Origin of the sequence: Variovorax sp. PMC12, assembly GCF_003019815.1 — a bacterium.
In the GTDB taxonomy this organism is placed as follows: domain Bacteria; phylum Pseudomonadota; class Gammaproteobacteria; order Burkholderiales; family Burkholderiaceae_C; genus Variovorax.
Map to the genome: position 1 here is coordinate 5,526,138 of NZ_CP027773.1, position 12,822 is coordinate 5,538,959.

Sequence of the window (12,822 nt, forward strand, 5' to 3'; positions counted from 1 at the left end):
AAGCGCGCGAAGCCCGGGGTCAGCCTGAAAGCAATCCGTTCGTACGCGCGTAATGCAAGGCCTGCGTCCGGCTCTTCACCCCCAGCCGGCGGAACAGCCGCCACAGGTGAACCTTCACCGTGTGCTCGCTGATTTCGAGGTCCGTAGCGATGTCGCGGTTGCTCATGCCCTTGTCGAGCATGGCGATCAGCTGCGTCTGGCGCTTCGACAGCTTGCCGCTGTTGGCGGCCGGCGGCTCGTCGGCTTCGTCTTCCGAACCCGCCATCAGCAGGCCGCGCAGGGCGGCCGCCAGCTCGTTGGAGCTGGCCGACTTCTCGATGTAGGTGTCGGCACCCGCCTCGATGCAGGCGTCTTCCATGTCGGCCGCCGGTGCCGCCGAATACACGGCGATCGGCACGTTGGGATAGACCTGCTTGACCGCGATCACGCCCGACACGCCATTGGTGTCCGGGAGCTTCAGGTCAAGGCAGAAGAGGGTGGGAGCGCCGCGCTGCTGGACGGATCCCGCGAGCTTGTCGAGGCGCTCGAGCTCGACGATGTTCTCGGCCGGTCGCAAGCGCCGCAAGACCATCACGATCGCGTCGCGCATCAGGGGGTGGTCGTCGATGACATAAATGCTCATGTTTTCTTCCTTTGTGATCGCACCGTCTTCTCTCTTCCTGCTCACCGGCGGGTAGGCCGGTGGGTTCCGCCGGATCAACTTCCCTGGTTGTTGGGCGTTGCCTCGGCCAGTGCCTCCAGCGCCTCGGTGACGGCGCGTGTTCCTTCCGTGTCGATGGGTTCAAGCTGCCCGGCCAGCGCGGTCAATGCCGCGCCGCGCTGCTCCTGCAAGGCCGCGATGGTACGGCCGGCTTCCTGCGGCGACGCGAATCCACGGCTCTGGAGCAGGGTTTCGCCGCGCGCATCGAGCAGCTTGAAATAGAAGAGGCCGTCGGCCTTCTCGCGGTATTGCTTGAAGCTGGGCTTCGCGACCTTGGCCGCCTTGGCGCCGGCCTTGTCCTTGCCGGCCGCGAGATTGCGCAGGCCGACCGCATGGCGCAGCTCCACCATGAAGGGCTTCGACAGCGCGCGGGCCTTCTCGGCACCGATGAGCAGCTGGCGCTCGATCTCGGCCGGGTTGTTCATGAGCGCGTCGTAGCGCTCGCGCAGCGGCGCCACTTCGAGGTCGATGCGCTCGAACAGCAGCTGCTTCGCATCGCCCCAGCCGATGCCGTCGGCATAGGCCTTGCGGAGCATCTCGGTCTCGTCGGCGTCGGCAAAGGCCTGGTAGATCTGGAACAGCGCGGAGCCTTCGGTGTCCTTGGGCTCGCCGGGCGCGCGCGAGTCGGTCACGATGCTGGTGATCTGCTTGCGCAGGTACGCGCGCGGCGCGAACAGCGGGATCGTGTTGTTGTAGCTCTTGCTCATCTTGCGGCCGTCCAGGCCGGGCAAGGTGGCGACGGCATCGTCGATCTCGGCGTCGGGCAGCGTGAAATGCTCGCCGTACAGGTGATTGAAGCGCTGCGCCATGTCGCGCGCCATCTCGATGTGCTGCACCTGGTCGCGGCCCACCGGCACCTTGTGGGCGTTGAACATCAGGATGTCCGCGCCCATGAGCACCGGGTACATGAATAGGCCGGCCGTCACGTCGGCGTCGGGGTCTTCACCCTTGGCGGTGTTCTTGTCGATCTGCGCCTTGTAGGCATGCGCGCGGTTGAGCACGCCCTTGCCGGTGACGCAGGTGAGGAACCAGGTGAGCTCGGGAATCTCGGGAATGTCGGACTGGCGGTAGAAGGTGACGTGCTCCGGGTCGAGGCCGCAGGCCAGCCAGCTGGCGGCGATCTCGAGGGTGGAGCGCTGGATCTTTGCCGGCTCCTGCACCTTGATGAGCGCGTGGTAGTCGGCCAGGAAGAAGAAGCTCTGCACACCGGGCGCGACGCTTTGCCGCACCGAATGGCGGATCGAGCCGACGTAGTTGCCGAGGTGGGGCGTGCCCGACGGGGTGATGCCGGTCAGGACGCGCAGGGGAGCTTTGGAAGACGGGGACATGGAACGAGGAACTTAGAACAGCAATGCCTTGAGCGGGGTGATGGCCAGGTTGATGACGTAGTAGCCGACGTCCATCAACGGACGCAGCCAGTAGTTGCTGACGACACCGGCGAGCACCAGCGCCATCACGATGAAGAAGCCGTAGGGCTCGATGCGGGCCAGGAAATTCTGCGCGGGTCCGTTCGGCAGCAGGCCTGCCAGCACGCGCCCGCCGTCGAGCGGCGGCAGCGGGAACAGGTTGAAGGCCCACATGACCAGGTTGACCAGCACGCCGCCCTGCGCCATCTTGATGAAAAAGGTTTCATCGATGCCCGCCGCGACCAGCGCTATCAGCACCAGCGCCCAGAGAATGGCCTGGATGAAGTTCGAAGCCGGCCCCGCCAGCGCCACCCACACCATGTCGCGCTTCGGATGGCGCAGCCGCCCGAAGTTGACCGGCACCGGCTTGGCATAGCCGAAAAGAAAGGCGCCGGAGGTCGCGAAGTAGAGCATCAGCGGCATCAGGATGGTCCCGATGGGGTCGATGTGCTTCATCGGGTTGAGCGTGACGCGCCCCATGACCTCGGCGGTGTTGTCGCCGAAATAGCGCGCGACATAGCCATGGGCCGCCTCATGCACGGTGATCGCGAAGATCACCGGCAGTGCGTATATCAGTACGGTCTGTATCAGGTTGGAAATATCCACGGCGCGATTGTGTCAGACAGGGCGGGTCTCACCGCCCGATTTCAGAGCCCCAGCACGGCCAATGCCCCGCGCCCCTGGCGCACCACGACGGGGTCGTCGCCAGTGCCCATGGGCGTGAGGTCGACCACCGTGGTGGGCTGCGAGGGGCAGGCCCCGGCGTCGATGACGGCGCCGATCTGCTTCTCGAAGCGCTCGCGGATGGTTTGCGCGTCGTTCAGTGCCTCGGTCTCGCCGGGCGCGATGAGCGTGGTGGCCAGCAGCGGCGCGCCGTGCAGCGACAGCAGCTCCAGCAGCACCTTGTGGTCGGGCACGCGCAGGCCGATGGTCTTGCGCTGCGGATGGCTCACGCGGCGCGGCACTTCCTTGGTGGCTTCTAGCAGGAAGGTGTAGGGGCCGGGCGTGGCGGCCTTCAGCAGGCGGTATTGCTTGTTGTCGACACGTGCGTAGTTGGCCAGCTCGCTCAGGTCGCGGCACAGCAGCGTGAGGTGGTGCTTGTCGTCGACCTGCCGGATGCGGCGAAGCTGGTCGACCGCGTCCTTGTCGTCCAGGTGGCAGGCCAGGGCGTAGCTGGAGTCGGTGGGCACGGCCACGATCTCGCCGCGCTCGAGCAGCGCGACGGCCTGCTTGAGCAGGCGCTGCTGAGGGTTGTCGGGGTGGACTTCGAAGTACTGGGCCATAGGAAATATCTCCGGGTCAGGATTCCGCGGGTTCGATCGGCACGCGCCGCTCGCGCACGGTGAGCCATGCGCCGGCCGCGCCGCACACGGCGATCATCGCCATGCCGATGAGCGAGAAGCGGTCGGGCACATGGGAAAAGACAAGCCAGCCGCCGAGCATTGCAAAGGCGATCTGCGCATAGAGGTAGGGCGTGAGCGTGGAGGCCGGCGCGCGCTGGTAGGCCAGGATCAGCATGAAGTGCCCCACCGTGCCCATGAACCCCATGAGGCAAAGCAGCGCCCACCATTCCCACGACGGCAGCGCGGTCCATGCGAAGGGCACCACCAGCGAGGCGATCAGCGTGCCGACCCAGCCGGTGTAGAAGTGCATGGTCAGCGGGTTCTCGGTCTGCGCGAGCTTGCTGGTGAGCACCTGGAACCAGGCGTTGGTCAGCACCAGCCCCAGCGGCAGGAAGATGGCCCAGCTGAAAGTGCCGCCGCCCGGGCGAAGGATCACCAGCGTGCCGGCGAAGCCGCCCGCCACCAGCGTCCAGCGCAAGGGCGACACATGCTCCTTGAGCGTGGTGGCGGCCAGCAGCGTGATGACCAGCGGCGCGATCAGCACGATCGACGTGAACTCCGCCAGCGGCATGTAGCGCAGGCTCAGGAACGCGAAGACGCTCGACGACAGCAGCAACGCACCGCGCAGCGCCTGGTAGCGTGGATGCCGCGTGCGCAGCAGCGCGGTGCCGTGCAGCGGCAGCAGCACGATCGTGGTCGCCACGGCCTGGAACGCATAGCGGAACCACACGCCCATGAGAATCGGCACGCCGAGGGTGGAGAACTTGGTGGCGGTGTCGAGCGTGGCAAAGCAGGCCACCGCCAGCAGCACGAGGCCGATGCCCGCGAGGATGCGTTCCGCCTCGACCCTGCGGGCCGTTTGCGCCGCCGAACGTGCACTGGCCAGCGCAACGGTTGCCGCGTTGTCGATGCCGGGCCCGGGGCTCTGGCTCACTGCTGAATGCGGTGGCCGAGCAGTTCCCACACAGGAGTGAGCGCGCCGGGCAACGGCGGCAGCTTGCCGAGATCGCAATGGCTCTCGTCGGGGCTGTGGAAATCGCTGCCGCGCGAGGCGGCGAAATCGAACTCGAGCGCCTTGTCGGCGTACTCGACATATTCGGCCGGCGTGTGGCTGCCGGTGACGACCTCGATCGCCTGGCCGCCGTGCGCCTTGAATTCCAGGAACAGCGCGTATTCCTCGTTGGCCGAGAACTTGTAGCGGCCCGGGTGCGCGATGACGGCGATGCCCTTGGCGGCGGTGATCCAGTGCACCGCGTCCTTCAGCGAGGCCCAGCGGTGCGGCACGTAGCCGGGCTTGCCTTCGGTGAGGAACTTGCGGAACACCTCGGGCGTGTCGCGGCAATGGCCCTGCTCGACCAGGAAGCGTGCGAAGTGCGTGCGGGAGATGAGTTCGGGGTTGCCCACGAACCTGAGCGCGCCTTCGTAGGCGCCATGGATGCCGACCTTGGCCAGCCCCTCGGACATTTCCTGCGCGCGCTTGCCGCGGCCGCCGCGCGTGTCGTAGAGGCCCTGCGTGATGGCCGCGTCGTCCGGGTCGAAGCCCAGGCCGACGATGTGCACCGTTTCTCCCGCGAAGGTCACGGAAATCTCGGTGCCGGTGAGGTAGCGCATGCCGTTGGCGCGGGCAGCCGCCGCGGCGCGGTGCTGGCCGCCGATTTCGTCGTGGTCGGTGAGGGCCCAGAGCTCGACCCCGTTCGCGGCCGCGCGGGCGGCCAGTTCTTCGGGCGTCAGAGTGCCGTCGGAGACCACGGAGTGGCAGTGAAGATCGGCATTGAGGATGGAGGACACCCCACCATTCTAGGGGCTATGGAACAACGGTGCGGGCGCATGGATGCTATGCACGACGCTACTAAATAAATAGCATTACTGGCCCGCTGCATGCGGCTCAGCGCTTCTTGCGGAAAGCCGCCCAGGCCGCCACCGCGGTAAAGCTTGCCACGATGGCGACAACGATCCAGAAGCCGTGCTTGTGGTCCGCGAGCGGAATGCCCCCCACATTCATGCCGAACAGGCCCGCCAGGATGTTGATCGGCAGGGCCAGCACGGTGACCACCGTCAGCACGAAGAGGCTGCGGTTGTTGTCCTCGTTGACGTTGGCGGCTATTTCTTCCTGCAGCAGCTTGATGCGCTCCTGCAGCGCCTGCATGTCGCGCAGCACCACCGAGAACTCTTCCGTGGAGCCGCGCAGTTCCTGCACGTCGGGTTCGGACATCCATGCCGGCGGCCCCTGCAGCAGCCGGAAGAGGGCAGCCGGCTCGGGCGCCAGCAGCCGCTGCAGCCGCACCAGCAGCCGGCGCAGCACACCGAGCCGCGCGCGCTTGTGGTCGAGGCGCCCGGCCAGCAGCTCGTCTTCGATGCGGTCGATGCGCGAGGTGACGCCGCGCACGATCTTCACCAGCACGTCGGCCTGCGCACGCAGCAGGTGTTCGAGCAGCTCGGTGCTCGAGCGCGGCGCGTCGCCGGCCTTCACGGCCGTGCGCAGCGCATCGACCGAGCGCAGCGGCTTGGTGCGCGCCGTGACCACCAGGCGCGGGCCCACGCTGATCCACAGCGTGGAGATGTCCGAGGGCTCGAAGCTGAACTCGAAGTGCACGTCGTTGATGACCGCGATCAGCGAGTCGTCGGCGCGTTCGATGCGCGTGGAGGGCAGCCCTTCGTGCAGCGTCTCGTAGAAGGTGTCGGAGAGGTTCGCGTGCCGCACCAGCCAGCGCTCCGCATGCGCGTGGCTCAGGTTGAAGTGCAGCCAGACGTACGGCGGGTTTTCTTCGGCGCATTCGCGCTCGCGCTGCTGCGCCAGCCATGCGGCTGCCTGCACGGAGTCGATCGCCCGCGCGGGCTCGGGCGCCGACGCGTCGAACAGGTAGCCGGAGATCAGTCCGGCTTCGTCGCCGCCGTAGGACTGGGCGGCGAGATCATGAAATGCCGACAAGATGCGTGATTCAGAAGATGCGAGTGAAAAGCCAGTAGAGCGAACCCGACAGCAGCATCGCCACCGGCAGCGTGAGCACCCAGGCCAGCGCGAGGTTGCGCAGCGTCGACAACTGCAGGCCCGAGCCGCTGGCCGTCATGGTGCCGGCCACGCCCGAGGACAGCACGTGCGTGGTCGATACCGGCAGGCCGTACATGTCGGCCGCGCCGATGGTGATCATGGCCACCACTTCGGCCGAGGCGCCCTGCGCGTAGCTCAGGTGCGTCTTGCCGATCTTCTCGCCCACGGTCACGACGATGCGCTTCCAGCCGATCATCGTGCCCAGGCCCAGCGCAATGGCCACCGCGACCTTGACCCACAGCGGGATGAAGCGCGTGGCGGTGTCCAGTTCTTCGCGGAAGGTGACCACGCGCAGCCTGGTCTCGTCGTCGAACTTTGCGGCGCCGCTTTTCTCCAGATGGCGGATGGCTTCGGAGGCCAGGTACATGTCGTTGCGCACGTTGGCCACGGAATCGGCAGGCACGCCGGCCAGCGAACCGTGCGCCTTGACCTGCTGGCCGATGCTGCCGGCAGCGGCGGCCAGGGCCGGCACGACCGAGGCATTGAACTCCCGCGTGCGCACGTAGGTGGAGAGCGTCTCGCGCGCTGCCTCGGGTTGCAGCGCGGGCAGCGAGGTCGGCACGCTGCGGTTCAGCGCGTTCTGCGCCATCTCGGTCACCGCCACGAACTTGATGGTCTCGTTGGCGGGCATGGCGCGGTTCAGCGCATAGGCCATCGGCACCGTGCCCACCAGGATCAGCATGATGAGGCCCATGCCCTTCTGCCCGTCGTTGGAGCCGTGCGCGAACGACACCCCGGTGCAGGTCAGGATGAGCAGGCCGCGGATCCACCACGGCGGCGGCTCGCTGCCCTTGGGCTCCTCATACAGCGCGCGGTTCTTCACGAAGGCGCGCAGCGCCAGCAGCAGCAGGGCGGCACAACCGAAGCCGACCATCGGCGACAGCAGCAGCGAATAGCCCACCTTGGTGGCCTGCCCCCAGTCGACGCCGCTGGTGCCGTCGCGGCCGTGCATCAGCGCATTGGCCACGCCCACGCCGATGATCGAGCCGATCAGCGTGTGCGAAGACGAAGCCGGCAGCCCGAGCCACCACGTGCCCAGGTTCCAGATGATCGCGGCAATCAGCAGCGCGAACACCATCGCGAAGCCCGCGCTCGAGCCGACCTGGAGGATCAGCTCCACCGGCAGCAGCGCGATGATGCCGAAGGCCACGGCGCCGCTGGAAACCAGCACGCCCAGGAAGTTGAAGAAGCCCGACCACACCACCGCGAAGTTGGGTGGCAGCGAGTGCGTGTAGATGACGGTCGCCACGGCGTTGGCCGTGTCGTGGAAGCCGTTGACGAACTCGAAGCCCAGCGCAATCAGCAGCGCCACGCCCAGCAGGATGTAGGGAACCCATGTCGTGACCGGCACGCCGGAGGCGGCGACGTCGCCCACCAGGCTCCAGGCCGTGAACAGCAGGCCGGCTGCCAGCAGGCCCACGAAGGTGATCAGCGTGAGCGGACCGGGCTTGGCGTCGAGTTTCGGCCGGTGCGAAGCAGGCGCGGACGGCAACTCGGCATGCGGGGCTGCAAGCGTGTTCATGGACGATTCTGGGGTGTTGGAATGGCTTCAGATGGTGTTCGCCGCGTGTGACAACTACATGTCAACGGCGTCCAGACCGTCACGTAGTCGTCATACAGGGCGAGCAGCATGCCTTTTCGCCTCCCTTCAATCCTTTTCTCCTGCTGCCCCACCATGCCGACGAGCGCACTTCCCGACCATGAAGAACTGATGCAACGCATCGCCCGCGACCTGATCGACAGCTACGACGAAGAGCTGGAACTGGAGATCGAGGACCGCAACATCGACGGCCTCGACCCCTCGGCCGGCATCGGCGCCGCCACCAACAAGGCCGCCCGGCAGGCCTACTTCAAGGAACTGTTCCGCCTGCAGGGCGAGCTGGTCAAGCTGCAGGACTGGGTGCAGCACAGCAAGCAGAAAGTAGTCATCCTGTTCGAAGGCCGCGACGCCGCCGGCAAGGGCGGCGTCATCAAGCGCATCACCCAGCGGCTGAACCCGCGCGTGGCCCGCGTCGCCGCGCTGCCGGCGCCCAACGACCGCGAACGCACCCAGTGGTACTTCCAGCGCTATGCCGCGCACCTGCCGGCCGCCGGCGAGATGGTGCTGTTCGACCGCAGCTGGTACAACCGCGCCGGCGTGGAGCGCGTGATGGGCTTCTGCACGGACGACGAGTACGAAGAATTCTTCCGCACCGTGCCCGAGTTCGAGAAGATGCTCGTGCGCTCGGGCATCAAGCTCATCAAGTACTGGTTCTCCATCACCGACGACGAGCAGCACATGCGCTTCCTCGGCCGCATCCATGACCCGCTCAAGCAATGGAAGCTGAGCCCCATGGACCTGGAAAGCCGCCGCCGCTGGGAGGAATACACCAAGGCGAAGGAAATCATGCTGGAGCGCACCCACATTCCGGAAGCGCCGTGGTGGGTGGTGCAGGCGGTCGACAAGAAGAAGGCGCGCCTGAACTGCATCAGCCACCTGCTCGGCCAGATGCCCTACAAGGAAGTGCCGCACCCGGCCGTCGAGCTGCCCGAGCGCGAGCGCCATGCGGACTACCTGCGCCAGCCGGTGCCTGCGAGCATGATCGTCCCCGAGATTTATTAACCCCCAGGCTTCGCGCACTTCGTGTCGCTTCTCCGTCCCCCTTGCAGGGGGCGACACCAACGGCCCGGCGGAGCCGGTTCCGTGGTGTCTCTGGACTGGGCCGCTGTTGGTTTGCGAGGGCTTTGCCTTCACACTGCGCCATGGCCCGTCGTTCCACCGCTTCTGTTTTTGCCCGCGCTTATGAGCGCAACCTCAAGGCGCTGACCCGGCTCACGCTGAGCAGCAGCAAGCGCGTGGCGGGGCAGGTGCAGCGCGCGGCGGCCAAGCGGCTCAAGCCGCCGCCGGGCCGTGGGGACTGGCTCAGCGGGGTGGCGGTGGGGGCGGGCGGGGCGCGGGGCTATCACCTGTTCCGGCCGGCCGGGCTGCAGCTTGCGCCCGGGGAGAAGCTGCCGCTCATGGTCATGCTGCACGGTTGCGGCCAGACGGGGCGTGACTTCGCGGCCAGCACGCGCATGAACGCGCTGGCCGTGCGCCAGCGCTTTCTCGTCCTCTACCCGGAGCAGGACCGGCTGGCCCACCCGCAAGGCTGCTGGAACTGGTACGAGCGCCGCTCGGGCAAGGCCGACGCCGAGGCCGCGACGCTGATGGCCGCGGTCGACCAGGCCTGCATGCTCTACCCGGTGGACCGCGACCGCGTGGCGCTGGCCGGCCTGTCGGCGGGCGCCAGCATGGCGGCGCTGCTAGCCACGCGCTACCCGAATCGTTTCCGCGCCGTCGTCATGCATTCGGGCGTCGCACCCGGCGCCGCCAAGTCGTCGGCCACCGCGCTCGGCGCGATGCGCGGCCAGAACGTGCCGCCCATGCCGGTCACAGCCGTCGGCAAGGCGATGGGTGCCGCGGCCGTCTTCACCACGCTGCCGCCGATGCTGGTGCTGCACGGCGATGCCGACTCGGTGGTCGCGCCCAGCAACGCCGTCAGCAGCGCGGCCGTGTGGGCCACTGCCATGGGCGCGCAGCCGGGCCAGCCGCGCTACACGCAGCGCGGCAAGCGCCGGCCGATGCGGGTGACCGACTTCAAGCGCAAGGGCCGCACGCTCGTCACGCTGTGCGAGATCGCCGGGCTGGGCCATTCATGGAGCGGCGGCGCATCGAAGCTGCTGTTCAGCGACCCCGAAGGGCCGGACGCGACGCGCATGGCCTGGGCTTTTGCGGTTGCGCAGTTCAAGGCCGCTCAGGGCTCGAAGAAGCTCTGCGAGCCCGCTGTGCCCTGGTCGAATGCCTAACTGCGTGACGGCGCGGGAAGTGCGGACAGCTTCTCGGCCACGCGCTGGCAGGCGGTGATCAGATCGCGAACGATGCGCTCGTCGATGTTCAGGTCGCCTTCGTACTCGCCCAGATTGCGGATCTCATGGCCTTTGGCCAGAACCCGCCAGACCTCCGGTCCCAGCGACAGGGTATGAGGCAGTACCTGGAAGACGATGAAGCGATTGCTCGAGCGGTAGCCATGCCACCTCAGCGCGGCGAGGCACATGGCATGCGCCGCGTTGTAGACGAGGTCGAAACGGCTCTCCAGCGACAGCTGCACCAGTTGCGCATCCACCAGGCGCGCCTGCCCGGAACGCAGCAAGCCGGCAAATTCGCGAGCGTCAGGCGCTTCCGCGACAAGCGGCTTCGAGGGACCGCACAGGTTTTCAAGCGGGGAGGGCATTCGCGTCGCCGATCACCCAGAGCTTGGGCTGTGCCATCACGCGCGTGACGAATGATTCGCCGTTCTTGAGCTTTCGCATCAGTTCGTTCCTTGTGAATATGGTCGGATTCACTGTACGGCCAAGGCGTGCCGAGACGGCGTCCAGCGCCAGAAACAGGTCTGAATACGCAAGTTCGTCACTGACAAGGAAAAGGTCGATGTCGCTGGCGGCCGTGTCGCTCTTCCTGGCTACAGAACCGAAAACGAATGCGGCGTCGATCTTGTCGGCGATCGGCTGCAGCGCTTCGTGCAGCGGGCCCGCGAGTCCGAAAGTCTTGCGCACGATGCTGCACAGTTCCTCGTGAATCGGTGATGCGGCGTTGGCTTGGTAGTGTTTCTGATTGCCTGCGCGAGAGGTCGTCAGCAGCCCGCAGTCGGTCAGGTATTTGAGTTCGCGCTGCACGGCTCCCGAGCCGGCACCGGTGAGCTTGATCAGTTCGCTGGAGAAGAAACTTCGGTCCGGCTGGCCGAAGAGATACCCCAGCACGCGCTGCTGAGTTTTCGTGAACAGGGCATCTGCAAGGCCTGTGGGCTTGTATGTTTCCGGCGATGACGGCGAGATCTTTCCCATTTTGGGTATCTTAATGCCCAAAATGGGCTTGTACGCCACCCGGCGTATTTCACCTTCCTGGTGCATTCCGCAGACTCCTCTCCACGCCAGCCAAGCGCTGTCGACAAGGTTCAACCAACCCCGGAGCAGGAGTCCACATGCAACGTCGTTTCACACTCAAGGCGCTTACCGCCGCCGTCGCGCTGGCCAGCATTTCTGCTGCGCCCGCATTCGCAGCCGACACCATCAAGGTCGGCGTGCTGCATTCGCTGTCGGGCACGATGGCCATTTCGGAAACCGTGCTGAAAGACACGGTGCTGATGGCCATCGACGACATCAACAAGAAGGGCGGCGTGCTGGGCAAGCAGCTCGAGCCCGTGGTGGTCGACCCGGCCTCCAACTGGCCCCTGTTCGCCGAGAAGACCAAGCAGCTGCTCGGCCAGGACAAGGTCTCGGTGATCTTCGGCTGCTGGACCTCGGTGTCGCGCAAGTCGGTGCTGCCGGTGGTCGAGGAAATGAACGGCCTGCTGTTCTACCCGGTGCAGTACGAGGGTGAGGAACTCTCGAAGAACGTGTTCTACACGGGCGCCGCGCCCAACCAGCAAGCCATTCCGGCCGTCGACTACCTGATGAGCAAGGAAGGCGGCGGCGCCAAGCGCTGGGTGCTGCTGGGCACCGACTACGTGTACCCCCGCACCACCAACAAGATCCTGCGCGCCTACCTCAAGAGCAAGGGCGTGAAGGAAACCGACATCGACGAGAAGTACACCCCCTTCGGCCACAGCGACTACCAGACCATCGTCGCCGACATCAAGAAGTTCTCGGCCGGCGGAAAGACGGCGGTGGTGTCGACCATCAACGGCGACTCCAACGTGCCCTTCTACAAGGAACTCGGCAACGCCGGCCTGAAGGCCAAGGACGTGCCCGTGGTCGCCTTCTCGGTGGGTGAGGAAGAGCTGCGCGGCGTGGACACCAAGCCGCTGGTCGGCCACCTGGCCGCATGGAACTACTTCATGAGCCTGAAGAACCCGACCAACACGGCGTTCATCAAGGAGTGGAGCGAATACGCCAAGGCCAAGAAGATCCCCGGCCACATGGACAAGCCGCTGACCAACGACCCGATGGAAGCCACCTGGATCGGCATCCACATGTGGAAGCAGGCTGTGGAGAAGGCCAAGTCGACCGACACCGACAAGGTGATCGCCGCCATGGCCGGCCAGACCTTCACGGCGCCCTCGGGCATCGTGTCGAAGATGGACGAGAAGAACCACCACCTGCACAAGAGCGTGTTCATCGGCGAGATCAAGGCCGATGGCCAGTTCAACGTGGTGTGGAAGACGCCGGGTCCCGTGAAGGCCAAGCCTTGGAGCCCGTACATCGAAGGCAACGACAAGAAGCCTGACTACCCCGCCGGCAAGTCGATGTAAGTGTGTTTCTCCCTCCCCCGCCGGGGGAGGGCAGGGATGGGGGCTGACGGCGGTCGAT

General features: G+C 66.3%; 13 protein-coding genes. 3 read left to right on the top strand and 10 right to left on the bottom strand.

Features of this window, described 5'->3' with window-relative positions; translation table 11 throughout:
• Positions 1 to 19: 19 nt before the first annotated feature.
• From C4F17_RS25940 to C4F17_RS25975, 8 genes are all read right to left on the bottom strand, one after another.
• Positions 20 to 622, bottom strand: coding sequence for a LuxR C-terminal-related transcriptional regulator (locus tag C4F17_RS25940; RefSeq protein WP_081266230.1), 603 nt, complete (start codon positions 620 to 622; stop codon positions 20 to 22).
• Between the two features lie 74 nt (positions 623 to 696).
• Complete coding sequence (locus tag C4F17_RS25945) at positions 697 to 2,028, bottom strand: tryptophan--tRNA ligase (protein WP_106937148.1); 1,332 nt, start codon at positions 2,026 to 2,028, stop codon at positions 697 to 699.
• A gap of 12 nt (positions 2,029 to 2,040) precedes the next feature.
• Complete coding sequence (locus C4F17_RS25950; protein WP_081266232.1) at positions 2,041 to 2,712, bottom strand: site-2 protease family protein; 672 nt, start codon at positions 2,710 to 2,712, stop codon at positions 2,041 to 2,043.
• Positions 2,713 to 2,753: 41 nt separating this feature from the next.
• Positions 2,754 to 3,389, bottom strand: coding sequence for an L-threonylcarbamoyladenylate synthase (locus C4F17_RS25955; RefSeq protein WP_106937149.1), 636 nt, complete (start codon positions 3,387 to 3,389; stop codon positions 2,754 to 2,756).
• Positions 3,390 to 3,405: 16 nt separating this feature from the next.
• Positions 3,406 to 4,383, bottom strand: coding sequence for a DMT family transporter (locus C4F17_RS25960; protein ID WP_106937150.1), 978 nt, complete (start codon positions 4,381 to 4,383; stop codon positions 3,406 to 3,408).
• Positions 4,380 to 5,237: a 3',5'-nucleoside bisphosphate phosphatase gene (locus C4F17_RS25965; protein ID WP_081266235.1), complete on the bottom strand. Its 858-nt coding sequence runs from the start codon at positions 5,235 to 5,237 to the stop codon at positions 4,380 to 4,382. The genes C4F17_RS25960 and C4F17_RS25965 overlap by 4 nt, the downstream gene beginning before the upstream one ends.
• Before the next feature lie 97 nt (positions 5,238 to 5,334).
• Positions 5,335 to 6,378: a transporter gene (locus tag C4F17_RS25970; RefSeq protein ID WP_106937151.1), complete on the bottom strand. Its 1,044-nt coding sequence runs from the start codon at positions 6,376 to 6,378 to the stop codon at positions 5,335 to 5,337.
• Positions 6,379 to 6,388: 10 nt separating this feature from the next.
• Positions 6,389 to 8,020 (bottom strand): inorganic phosphate transporter, encoded by a 1,632-nt coding sequence (locus C4F17_RS25975; RefSeq protein WP_106937152.1) that lies wholly within the window; start codon positions 8,018 to 8,020, stop codon positions 6,389 to 6,391.
• A gap of 153 nt (positions 8,021 to 8,173) precedes the next feature.
• On the opposite strand from C4F17_RS25975, the gene ppk2 reads away from it, so the two are divergent.
• Positions 8,174 to 9,100: a polyphosphate kinase 2 gene (gene ppk2, locus C4F17_RS25980; RefSeq protein ID WP_106937153.1), complete on the top strand. Its 927-nt coding sequence runs from the start codon at positions 8,174 to 8,176 to the stop codon at positions 9,098 to 9,100.
• Positions 9,101 to 9,240: 140 nt separating this feature from the next.
• A complete protein-coding gene (locus tag C4F17_RS25985; protein WP_106937154.1) occupies positions 9,241 to 10,323 on the top strand; it encodes an extracellular catalytic domain type 1 short-chain-length polyhydroxyalkanoate depolymerase in 1,083 nt (360 codons plus the stop codon).
• Here C4F17_RS25985 and C4F17_RS25990 read toward each other — a convergent pair.
• Together C4F17_RS25990 and C4F17_RS25995 are read right to left on the bottom strand one after the other, a co-directional pair.
• Positions 10,320 to 10,748: a hypothetical protein gene (locus C4F17_RS25990; protein WP_081270209.1), complete on the bottom strand. Its 429-nt coding sequence runs from the start codon at positions 10,746 to 10,748 to the stop codon at positions 10,320 to 10,322. The genes C4F17_RS25985 and C4F17_RS25990 overlap by 4 nt on opposite strands.
• A complete protein-coding gene (locus tag C4F17_RS25995) occupies positions 10,732 to 11,424 on the bottom strand; it encodes a nucleotidyltransferase domain-containing protein (protein ID WP_234382386.1) in 693 nt (230 codons plus the stop codon). The genes C4F17_RS25990 and C4F17_RS25995 overlap by 17 nt, the downstream gene beginning before the upstream one ends.
• A 71-nt stretch (positions 11,425 to 11,495) precedes the next feature.
• Between C4F17_RS25995 and urtA the strand changes: the two genes are divergently transcribed.
• The gene (gene urtA, locus C4F17_RS26000; RefSeq protein ID WP_081270211.1) at positions 11,496 to 12,764 is read left to right on the top strand and encodes an urea ABC transporter substrate-binding protein; all 1,269 of its coding nucleotides are present in this window, start codon (positions 11,496 to 11,498) and stop codon (positions 12,762 to 12,764) included.
• Positions 12,765 to 12,822: the final 58 nt, after the last annotated feature.

Bases quoted from the DNA above. Each gene is read 5' to 3' on its own strand.
- C4F17_RS25940 (WP_081266230.1), bottom strand. From the start codon at position 622: ATGAGCATTTATGTCATCGACGACCACCCCCTGATGCGCGACGCGATC.
- C4F17_RS25945 (WP_106937148.1), bottom strand. From the start codon at position 2,028: ATGTCCCCGTCTTCCAAAGCTCCCCTGCGCGTCCTGACCGGCATCACC.
- C4F17_RS25955 (WP_106937149.1), bottom strand. From the start codon at position 3,389: ATGGCCCAGTACTTCGAAGTCCACCCCGACAACCCTCAGCAGCGCCTG.
- C4F17_RS25975 (WP_106937152.1), bottom strand. From the start codon at position 8,020: ATGAACACGCTTGCAGCCCCGCATGCCGAGTTGCCGTCCGCGCCTGCT.
- ppk2 (WP_106937153.1), top strand. From the start codon at position 8,174: ATGCCGACGAGCGCACTTCCCGACCATGAAGAACTGATGCAACGCATC.
- C4F17_RS25985 (WP_106937154.1), top strand. From the start codon at position 9,241: ATGGCCCGTCGTTCCACCGCTTCTGTTTTTGCCCGCGCTTATGAGCGC.
- C4F17_RS25990 (WP_081270209.1), bottom strand. From the start codon at position 10,748: ATGCCCTCCCCGCTTGAAAACCTGTGCGGTCCCTCGAAGCCGCTTGTC.
- C4F17_RS25995 (WP_234382386.1), bottom strand. From the start codon at position 11,424: ATGCACCAGGAAGGTGAAATACGCCGGGTGGCGTACAAGCCCATTTTG.
- urtA (WP_081270211.1), top strand. From the start codon at position 11,496: ATGCAACGTCGTTTCACACTCAAGGCGCTTACCGCCGCCGTCGCGCTG.